An 8,756-nucleotide genomic window follows, 5' to 3' on the forward strand; every position below is an offset into this window, starting at 1 on the left:
GTGAGGTGCCGGTTTTTATTCCGTCCTGGCGATCGCACAGCGGCCTGCTTGACGGTTTCACAGCGGCCGGACAGCAGGGACGGAGGGCGAACACACGGCGCCGATCACAGATACGATGGCTGATGACAAGTGAAAGTGGATCTTGACGCAGTCAAATATTGCCACTACAATGGGTAGTGTGAGAGGTGTGCAGGATGAAAATTCGCAGGTTTAACGTATATGAAAGAGGCTTGAACCGCTTTTTCGGTCCGCTGGAAGCGAGGATTATGAACGTGCTGTGGACCAGCTCCGAAATCGCCATCAAGGATGTGCAGGCGCGGCTGGAGCGCGATCAGGCGATTAATTTCAACACGGTCATGACGGTGATGAACCGGCTGGTCGAGAAAGGCGTTTTGACGAAGCGGTCCGTCGGACGAACGTCGTTATACCGGCCGTTGTTGTCGAAGGAACATTTTATGGAGAATCAATCGAAGGAATTGACGCATGAGCTGATCGAGGAATTCGGGCCGCTCGTCGTAAACCATATGATCGAAGCGTTGGAAGAAGCTGATCAGGAATTGCTTGAGCAGCTGGAGCAAAAAATCAAGTCGCTGAAAAAGGACAGGTAACCTTATGTGGAATAACCGGTCGAAGATGATGTTCGCTTCATCCATAATGGTTGCGGCAGTTATTCTGACACAAATGGGCATGTATGCCATGCATATGCTTTTCGGCTGGAAGCTCCGATTCAACCTGCTGCAAATGTGTAACAATTGGATGCGCTCTCAGGGCGTCTTCTCCGTCGGTTACGTGCTGGATGCGCTGGTTGTCTGTACCTTTGTGATGGCCTGTGCGCTTATCGTCAGGCAGGCGATACTGGAGCGGCGGGCGCGAAGGAAGCTGCTTGCGGCCCGGCATCCGGAGTACAGCGGCCAACTGAATGATACATACGGGGACGGCGGCAGGGCGCTGATCGTGGTTCGCTGCGAGCGTCCGGTTGCGTTCACAATGGGCTTCGTGCGAAGAGACGTCTTCCTGACGACGGGTCTGCTCGAGCTGCTGGATGCGAAAGAAATCGAGGCGGTCATTCATCATGAACGGTTTCACGGCCGCCACGCCGATCCGCTCAAGACGTTTCTTTTGTCGCTATTCGCCACGATGTTCTGGTACATTCCGCTGATGAAGTGGTTTCACCAGCAATACAAAATTGCGCGGGAACTGCTTGCGGATCAATATGCAATAGACAGGATGGGGACTTCGGCGGATATCGGCAGCGCGCTGCTCAAGCTGATGAAGAAAGGACTGCCGGCTGGGCCGATGTCGCTGGCCCACGTCTCGTTCGCGGACACGTCGGTGAATTACCGCATCCGGCAAATTCTCGATCCCGAAGAGAAAGCGCCGCTGAAACTGCCGTTGACGCTTACAATGATTTCTGTTCATATCATGCTCAGCCTGACCATTTTATTTTTATGGGCGCTGCGCTGATTTTTTTTAAACATCACACTACGTATTGTAGTGTTAATTCCGGAACCGGGCAGCCGCGGCTTCAGGGTTGTATGCCTATCCGCTTGAAGACGAAGAGGTGGTGATGCGGGTTTGTCGTTCAGTTAAACCGGGCTGCGAGAGGTTCGGCATTGTTGATCATGATCGAGGGGTGTATAGGAAATGGGCATGAAGTGGAACTATGTACTGATCGCGGCGGTTGCCGCATCGATGTTGACGATGGCCGCTTGTGCGGCGAAGCCAGAGAGTGACGCGGGCCAGCAGCAGTCGTCTGGTAGCGCAGGCGGGGCAGCGCAAGGAGGCGCGGCCCAAGGCGGGAGTGCGGCCGGTAGCGGCGGACAGGGAAGCGCGGCTGGATCTGCAACGCCAGCGCCTGATGCGGCGAAGGCGACGCCTGTCAATGCGGAGGTCATCGTGAAGCAGAGCTGTATTGCCTGTCACGGAGATACGCTGGACGGCAAGGGCAGCCCGAAGAAGGATTTGACGAAGATCGGCTCGAAGCTTACGAAGGAGCAGATCGCTAATCAAATCAACAACGGCGGCAATGGCATGCCCGGATTGAAGGACAAGCTGAAGCCGGAAGAAGTGAACGCGGTAGCCGAATGGCTGGCCGCGAAAAAGTAGTAAATCGCATGATGTCGGCAAGCGAGCCCGGGGGGCGTCCCCGGGTTATTTTGCATGCATGCGGATTTTTCCAACAGGTGAACATAAAATCATATTGACAGGGAACAGGGATGGAAGTACTATCTTAGCAATGGATAATTCCTATACGAAAAGTAGGCAATGAAGGGGTTGAGTACTTTGAAGAACAATTTATTGACAGCCTTTCAGACGAACTGGGTCAGTCTTCTCGTATCCGTTGTCGTCATCGGCATTCTTTACTTCCTGGCAAGAAAGCGCGTCAATTTCGGCTATAGAGTGTTGATTGCATTGGGGCTCGGGCTAGTGGCCGGCATTTTCTTCAACAAGTTCAAGTTTGACGCGACGAGCGTCAGCACGATCGGTACGATTTATGTCAATCTGGTCAAAATGCTGGTTATCCCGCTTGTGGTCGTGCTCGTGATCAACAGTATTTCTTCGATTTCCAGTCTGGGGCATTTGCGCAAGATCGGGGTCAAGACGATTTCCCTGTTCTTGATTACGACGGGGATCGCGGCGCTGATCGGTTTGCTGGTCGCCCTTGCGTTCGATCCGGGCTCCGGTATTCAGCAGGAAGTTCCGAAGACGTTCAAGCCGCGGGATATTCCGACATTCTCGCAAGTCATCATCGACCTGCTTCCAAGCAATCCGGTCGGCGATATGGCGAATGCCAAAGTCGTGCCTGTCTTGATCTTCTCGATCTTCGTCGGCATTGCGATGGTGCAGGTCGGCTCGAAGAAGCCGGAAATCATCGCTCCGGTGAAGCAATTTATCGAGTCGTTCGCGCAGGTGATGCACCAGGTCGCCAAATACATCATTCGGCTAACCCCTTACGGCGTCTATGCGCTGATCGGAGCCATGGCTGCGAAGTACGGCTTGGAGACGCTGCTGCCGCTCATGAAAGTCGTTGTCGCTACGTACGTGGCGCTCCTATTGCACTTTGTGATTACGTTCGGCGGCATGGTAACGTTCATCGCGAAGGTGAACCCGTTCAAATTTTTCCGCAAGGCGTATCCTACGATTGCCGTCGCCTTTACGACGAGAAGCAGCTACGTGACGCTGCCGGTCAATCTGGAAGTCATTACGAAGCGGCTGCGCGTATCCCCGAGAATTGCCAGCTTCGTGGCGCCGCTCGGTTCGACGATGAACATGAACGGCTGCGGCGGCGTGTGGCCGGCGATCGTCGCGATCTTCGTCGCTCGCGTGTACAATGTGCCGCTCGGCATTTCCGAATATATTCTGATCATTCTCGTCAGCATGATTTCCTCCATCGGCGTGGCCGGTGTGCCGGGGCCGGCATCGATCTCGACGACGGTTGTGCTGACGGCGCTCGGTCTGCCGCTCGAAGGGCTGGGGCTCGTGCTTGCCATCGATGCGATCGTCGATATGGGCCGTACGGCGGTCAACGCGACCGGTACCACCGTCTGCTCGCTGATCGTAGCCAACTCGGAGGGAGAATTCGACCGCGATGCGTTCAATCGCGACGAAGAAGACCAAATGGAGCTTAACATGGCGTAAGCCAAGCGACATCATCTGCATAGCAAAGAAAGAGACAGCCGAAGCCGGCTGTCTCTTTCTTTGCTTATGGTATCGAGTTTGGCGAATGCCACGTGCCTCTGACGGCTGCAGGCCCGGCTGCGCAGAGGCGCTGCCAGGCAGGAATGCCAAGGCGCACCTGGGCGCTGTGCCGCGGTTCGGCTACAGCCGGGCGAAGCCTTCCTCTTTCAAGTACGCTTCCGCTTCTTCGTACGTATCGAACGCCATCTCGAGGCTGAGACCGGCATACACGTACCACAGCTCGTCTTCGTTCACCAGCAGCAGGGTCTGATTGTCGGGCCCGGTCCACCGTTCTTCCTCAGCGTCGCCGACAATGGCCAGCTCTTCCGTCGATTTCGGCGCCAAAGAGCGGATCGAAGCTTCGATGAGCGTACGCAGCGCGTCGGCCGAGAAGTCGCGAATATTGACAAAGCCTTTGTCGTCGGTCTCGTATCCGTGCAGCTTGCCGGCGAAGACGAAGCCGTTGCCGTTCGGGTGCAGGTGGTAGACGACCGATTTTTTGTCGTACGCGCTTTGTTCGTAATGAAAATTGACCCGCCCAAGCGATACGTCCTTCCGCTCAAGCTCGGGAAACTTGCTGATGACAGCAAGCTTTTGTTCAAAAGTAAGCATGAATTGCCATTCCTCCGCAGTTCGTCATTCGTCTATTCACAGGTTTCCCCAATGAAAGCCTATGTACCCATCCTACACGATCGGGAACTAGGAGTAAAACAAGCGTTTGGCGGAACGCCGACTCGATGCCTCGGCCTAGGCGTAAGGCAAGGGATACGTAGGTATGCATCGTCGGGGCAAACAATAGGCGGCGGACAGGAACAAGCTGCTGCCGAACGGCATAGGGGAAGCGGACAGTGGATAGTTGCAATGGACAGTGGATGATTGCACGGGGAGTCGGGAATATGGTGTGTTATCCGGCAGCGATCCGGACGGGGCGTCGGTGGTTAATGTTCGTGTTTTGATCATATACGTTTATAATGGAATCGCTATTATGCCAATAAACATATTTATTCACGAACATTTATTATAAATTCGTTGACATCATCTTCGAAAACGTTTATGATTTCTTTGGTTGCCAAACCCCCTTCACGGTTAAGCGAAGGGCTTGATGTTTACAATAAAATCGATTGCAAGCTACCATTCGTATAACCTTGACGATACGGGTCGAGGGTTTCTACAAGGAACCGATAAATTCCTGGCTACGAAGGGTGCGGACTTTCCGCACCCTCGGACAGCCGGGATTTTTTTTGCTTTCGCGCATCGCACATGCATTGAATCGAACGGGAGGCCATGACACGAATGAAACAACGCTATGATGTAATTATTGTAGGGGCAGGTCCGGCGGGCATCTTCGCCGCATATGAAATGACGCTGAAGGCGCCGCAGCTGCAGGTGCTGCTGGTCGATAAAGGACATGATATCGACCATCGCCGATGTCCGATCCTGGAAGAAAAGATCAAGCTGTGTCCGCCGCCGGCCGGGAAGAAGGAATTCGCCGGCTGTCTGCCGGCCTGTTCGATCACGGCGGGATTCGGGGGAGCAGGGGCATACAGCGACGGCAAATTCAATATTACGACCGAGTTCGGCGGCTGGCTGACGGAATATTTGGCCCCGTCCCGGGTCATGGAGCTGATTCGCTACGTCGACGCCATTAATTTGGAGCATGGTGCAACGGATTCGATCACCGATCCGACGACACCGACAGTACAGTCGATCGAGCAGCGGGCGTATGCCGCGGGGCTGAAGCTGCTGCGCGCGCAGGTGCGCCATCTCGGGACGGAGCAAAACCTGGAAATCTTGAAGTCGATCAACGCCTACTTGAAGCAGCGGGTCGACATGCAGTTCAAGACCGAGGTAGCCGATCTGCTTACCGTGAAGACGAAGGAGGGCCACCAGGTCAAGGGCATTGTGCTGCGCAGCGGCGAGGAGATCGAAGCGGAGCATGTGGTGGTCGCTCCGGGACGCGACGGATCGGCCTGGCTGACAGACGTGCTGCGCAAGCGGCGTCTGAAGATGTACAACAATCAGGTCGATGTCGGCGTGCGGGTGGAAACATCCGATGTCGTTATGCGCGAAATCAATGAGCATCTGTACGAAGGCAAGTTTATTTTCAATACGTCAGTCGGCACGCGGGTGCGGACATTTTGCAGCAATCCGTCCGGTCATGTCGTCGTTGAGAATCACAGCGGGGTCATGGCGGCGAACGGGCATGCTTACAAAGACCCGGCGCTCGGCTCGAGCAACACGAACTTTGCGCTGCTCGTATCGCACCGGTTCACGGAGCCGTTCGACAAGCCGAACGAATATGCGCGGGAAATTTGCGAGCGCGCCAACGATCTGTCCAGCGGCGGCGTTATCGTGCAAAAGTACGGCGATATTATTCGCGGCCGCCGCTCGACCGAAGCGCGCATCAAAGAGGGCTTTCTGGAGCCCACATTGCGGGAAGCGGTACCGGGCGATCTGGGGCTGGTGTTACCTTATAATACGATGAAAAGCTTGATCGAAATGGTGGAAGCGCTCGATCAAGTCACACCGGGTATTGCTTCGGAACACACGCTGTTTTACGGTGTGGAGGCGAAGTTTTACTCCGCCCGGCCGAAGCTGACCGAGCGGCTGGAGACGGAAATCGCCGGATTGTACTGCGGAGGCGACGGTGCAGGCGTCACGCGCGGGCTCGCACAAGCGGGCGCGGCGGGCGTCTGGATCGCCAGAGACATCGCGAGCAAACGGCTCGGCAGAGAAGTATAATCGAATTTTTTCCTTTTAGCCTCTTGATAAAACTAATGACATTAGTTATTATACTAATATCATTAGTTTAACGGAGGCGATTTTTCATGCGCATGACGAAACGAGGCACGATCTACCAGCTTGCTTTTATGCCAAGGCTATTCCCGGTCAACTGCTATTTGGTGGAGGAGGACGAGGAGCTGACGCTGATCGACGCGGCGCTTCCTTTCAGCGTCAAAGGGATCTTGCAGGCTGCCGCGCAGATCGGCAAGCCGCTGACGCGCATCGTGCTGACCCATGCCCATGACGATCATGTGGGGGCGCTGGACGGTTTGAAAGCGGCGCTGCCGAGCGCTCGGGTGTACATCTCGCGGCGGGACGCGAAACTGCTGAGCGGCGATGTCCGCCTTGAGCCGGGAGAGCCGGATACGAGGGTCAAGGGTGGCGTGCCGAAATCCGTCCGCACGAAGCCCGATGTGCTGCTGGAGGACGGCGATCGCGTGGGCTCGCTCACGGCCATTGCCGTACCGGGACATACGCCTGGCTCGATGGCGTTCTTCGATGAGCGCAGCGGCGCGCTGGTGGCCGGCGATGCGATGCAAACGCGCGGGGGCGTCGCCGTATCGGGGAAGCTGCAGTGGCGCTTTCCGTTTCCTGCCTTCGCGACCTGGAGCGCCGCGCAGGCGGTTGAATCCGCGCGCAAGCTGCAGCGTGTCGAGCCGTCGCTGCTCGCGGTCGGGCACGGGCCGATGATCGAGGGGCCGGCCGAGGCGATCGCCGAAGCGATTCGGGCAGCCGACCAAGCATTGACGAAAGCGAGGGAAGCCCATGGCCGCTCGGCAAGGTCTTGATCGGGAGAGCGTAGTGAAGGCGGCGGCCGATTTGGCCGATGAAGTCGGACTTGAGCAGGTCACGCTCGCGTCGCTCGCGGGAAGGCTGAGCGTCAAGACGCCGTCGTTATATAACCATGTCCAGGGACTGCCGGGCTTGCGCAGGGAGCTGGCGCTGTACGGGATCGAACGGCTCAACGAAGCGTTAACGCAGGGTGCGCTGGGGAAGTCGGGGGATGACGCCGTGCTCTCCGTAGGAACCGCCTACGTCGCCTTTGTGCGGCAGCATCCGGGCTTGTACGAGGCCACGATGGGCGCGCCTGATATGTCCGACCCGGACATCCAGCAGGTGTCGGCGTCGGTCGTAGACACGGTATTGCGGGTGCTTGAAGTGTACCGGCTGGAGCCGGAGGAAGCGCTGCATGCGGTAAGGGGCATACGCAGCATGGTGCACGGCTTCGCTTCCTTGGAAGGGCGAAACGGGTTCCGGCTGCAGCTTGATCGGGATCGTACGCTCCGCCACATGCTGACGACCTATTTAAGTGGACTCAAATCCAAAGAAGCCGCCGGGAAGCCATAATCCGGCGGCTATTTTTCTTGTTACTGGGGCTCGCGGTGTCGGCCGCGGGTTCATTCCAATATAGACTATATTTGGATATAATGGAATGAATCCATTCGATTGATCGTAAGGAGGGACATCCGTATGGCCATGTTGAAAGACAGCAAGAATCAAGCGGCGCTGCGTTCATTGCACGAGGAATTGTGGGAACGCCTGCAGCATTGCGAGGAGCAGGAGGCCGAAGCGATATTGCGAAACAGCTTGGGTGATGCCGCCGGCGCAATCAGCGACGAAGTCCGTGAACAAACGGACCGTACAGCCAGCGGCGAAACCGCCATTGAAGCCGGCGGCGGGACGACGGCCGGAGCAAGCGAACCCTTGCTGCAGCCGTTCCGCCCGTTTTCCGCTCCGCAGCACGGGCTTCTGACGCTCCGCGGCGCGGTCTTTTCCGCGATGGCCGGGGTGTCCCTCGCTGCGCTGCTTGTCGTCCTGCTCGTATACGCCGCTTTGTGGATCGAGTAGCGCCTGCGGATCGAAGCCGCAAGAGTGGCAGGGTACCCCGACCTTACTGCCTGATCCGCCATGCCGGAACCCCTTAGTGAAACTCGAGAATCACGTGGCTAAGGGAGCCGTATTGATAGCTTTGATGAAGGAGCTCCGCTTTTTTAGACTCCGCTCCGCTGCCCATCGCGATAAAGACAGGCAAAAAATGCTCGTAGTCAGGCGTCGCCTGCACTCCGTAAGGAGCCTGCCGCTTGTAATCAAATAATGCTTCCGTATCCCAAGCCTGAATGCCCGAGATAAGCCAGTCATCGAACGCTTTGGCCCACGCGTCCGCCTGATTCTCCGCATGAAAATTCATGTAACGGAAATTGTGAATGGTCGAGCCGCTGCCGATGACCAGGACGTTCTGCTGTTTGAGCGCAGCAACCGCTTCGCCGATCGCATATTGCTGCTCGGGCGGGAGG

Annotated in this window: 10 protein-coding genes and 1 riboswitch; of the genes, 8 read left to right on the forward strand and 2 right to left on the reverse strand. The window is 56.6% G+C overall.

The features are described 5' to 3' along the window. The first annotated feature begins 194 nt into the window (after nucleotides 1-194). The 4 genes from KXG62_RS23380 to KXG62_RS23395 all read left to right on the forward strand — a co-directional run bounded on the left by KXG62_RS23380 (nucleotide 195) and on the right by KXG62_RS23395 (nucleotide 3,639). Nucleotides 195-608, forward strand: coding sequence for a BlaI/MecI/CopY family transcriptional regulator (locus KXG62_RS23380; RefSeq protein ID WP_218094435.1), 414 nt, complete (start codon nucleotides 195-197; stop codon nucleotides 606-608). Between the two features lie 4 nt (nucleotides 609-612). Further along, entirely contained in the window at nucleotides 613-1,464 is an 852-nt protein-coding gene (locus KXG62_RS23385) for a M56 family metallopeptidase (protein WP_218094436.1), read from the forward strand. A 180-nt stretch (nucleotides 1,465-1,644) separates the two neighbouring features. Continuing rightward, a complete protein-coding gene (locus KXG62_RS23390; protein WP_218094437.1) occupies nucleotides 1,645-2,106 on the forward strand; it encodes a c-type cytochrome in 462 nt (153 codons plus the stop codon). Nucleotides 2,107-2,283: 177 nt separating this feature from the next. Next, nucleotides 2,284-3,639 carry a dicarboxylate/amino acid:cation symporter gene (locus tag KXG62_RS23395; RefSeq protein WP_218094438.1) on the forward strand — a complete coding sequence of 452 codons (1,356 nt, stop codon included), beginning with the start codon at nucleotides 2,284-2,286 and terminating at the stop codon, nucleotides 3,637-3,639. A gap of 180 nt (nucleotides 3,640-3,819) precedes the next feature. Here KXG62_RS23395 and KXG62_RS23400 read toward each other — a convergent pair whose 3' ends face one another. Beyond that, nucleotides 3,820-4,290, reverse strand: a complete 471-nt coding sequence (locus tag KXG62_RS23400; RefSeq protein WP_218094439.1) for a hypothetical protein — start codon at nucleotides 4,288-4,290, stop codon at nucleotides 3,820-3,822. Nucleotides 4,291-4,793: 503 nt separating this feature from the next. After that, a riboswitch (purine riboswitch) is annotated at nucleotides 4,794-4,894 on the forward strand. Between the two features lie 77 nt (nucleotides 4,895-4,971). Here KXG62_RS23400 and KXG62_RS23405 point away from each other — a divergent pair. The 4 genes from KXG62_RS23405 to KXG62_RS23420 all read left to right on the forward strand — a co-directional run bounded on the left by KXG62_RS23405 (nucleotide 4,972) and on the right by KXG62_RS23420 (nucleotide 8,310). After that, nucleotides 4,972-6,420: an NAD(P)/FAD-dependent oxidoreductase gene (locus KXG62_RS23405; RefSeq protein ID WP_218094440.1), complete on the forward strand. Its 1,449-nt coding sequence runs from the start codon at nucleotides 4,972-4,974 to the stop codon at nucleotides 6,418-6,420. A gap of 86 nt (nucleotides 6,421-6,506) precedes the next feature. After that, nucleotides 6,507-7,250: an MBL fold metallo-hydrolase gene (locus tag KXG62_RS23410; RefSeq protein WP_218094441.1), complete on the forward strand. Its 744-nt coding sequence runs from the start codon at nucleotides 6,507-6,509 to the stop codon at nucleotides 7,248-7,250. After that, nucleotides 7,228-7,809 (forward strand): TetR/AcrR family transcriptional regulator, encoded by a 582-nt coding sequence (locus KXG62_RS23415; protein WP_218094442.1) that lies wholly within the window; start codon nucleotides 7,228-7,230, stop codon nucleotides 7,807-7,809. Before KXG62_RS23410 ends, KXG62_RS23415 begins: the two co-directional genes overlap by 23 nt. 123 nt (nucleotides 7,810-7,932) lie before the next feature. Further along, nucleotides 7,933-8,310, forward strand: a complete 378-nt coding sequence (locus KXG62_RS23420; protein WP_218094443.1) for a hypothetical protein — start codon at nucleotides 7,933-7,935, stop codon at nucleotides 8,308-8,310. A gap of 73 nt (nucleotides 8,311-8,383) precedes the next feature. On the opposite strand, the gene KXG62_RS23425 is transcribed toward KXG62_RS23420, so the two are convergent. Then, on the reverse strand, nucleotides 8,384-8,756 hold a 373-nt coding region (locus KXG62_RS23425; protein WP_218094444.1), incomplete at its 5' end, for a DODA-type extradiol aromatic ring-opening family dioxygenase.

The sequence above is a fragment of the Paenibacillus solanacearum genome (assembly GCF_910593845.1).
Taxonomy (GTDB): Bacteria; Bacillota; Bacilli; order Paenibacillales; family NBRC-103111; genus Paenibacillus_G; species Paenibacillus_G solanacearum.

Excerpts from the sequence above, each read along its gene's own strand:
- KXG62_RS23400 (WP_218094439.1), bottom strand. The coding sequence starts at position 4,290 with ATGCTTACTTTTGAACAAAAGCTTGCTGTCATCAGCAAGTTTCCCGAG.
- KXG62_RS23390 (WP_218094437.1), top strand. The coding sequence starts at position 1,645 with ATGGGCATGAAGTGGAACTATGTACTGATCGCGGCGGTTGCCGCATCG.
- KXG62_RS23385 (WP_218094436.1), top strand. The coding sequence starts at position 613 with ATGTGGAATAACCGGTCGAAGATGATGTTCGCTTCATCCATAATGGTT.
- KXG62_RS23405 (WP_218094440.1), top strand. The coding sequence starts at position 4,972 with ATGAAACAACGCTATGATGTAATTATTGTAGGGGCAGGTCCGGCGGGC.
- KXG62_RS23410 (WP_218094441.1), top strand. The coding sequence starts at position 6,507 with ATGCGCATGACGAAACGAGGCACGATCTACCAGCTTGCTTTTATGCCA.
- KXG62_RS23380 (WP_218094435.1), top strand. The coding sequence starts at position 195 with ATGAAAATTCGCAGGTTTAACGTATATGAAAGAGGCTTGAACCGCTTT.
- KXG62_RS23420 (WP_218094443.1), top strand. The coding sequence starts at position 7,933 with ATGGCCATGTTGAAAGACAGCAAGAATCAAGCGGCGCTGCGTTCATTG.
- KXG62_RS23415 (WP_218094442.1), top strand. The coding sequence starts at position 7,228 with ATGGCCGCTCGGCAAGGTCTTGATCGGGAGAGCGTAGTGAAGGCGGCG.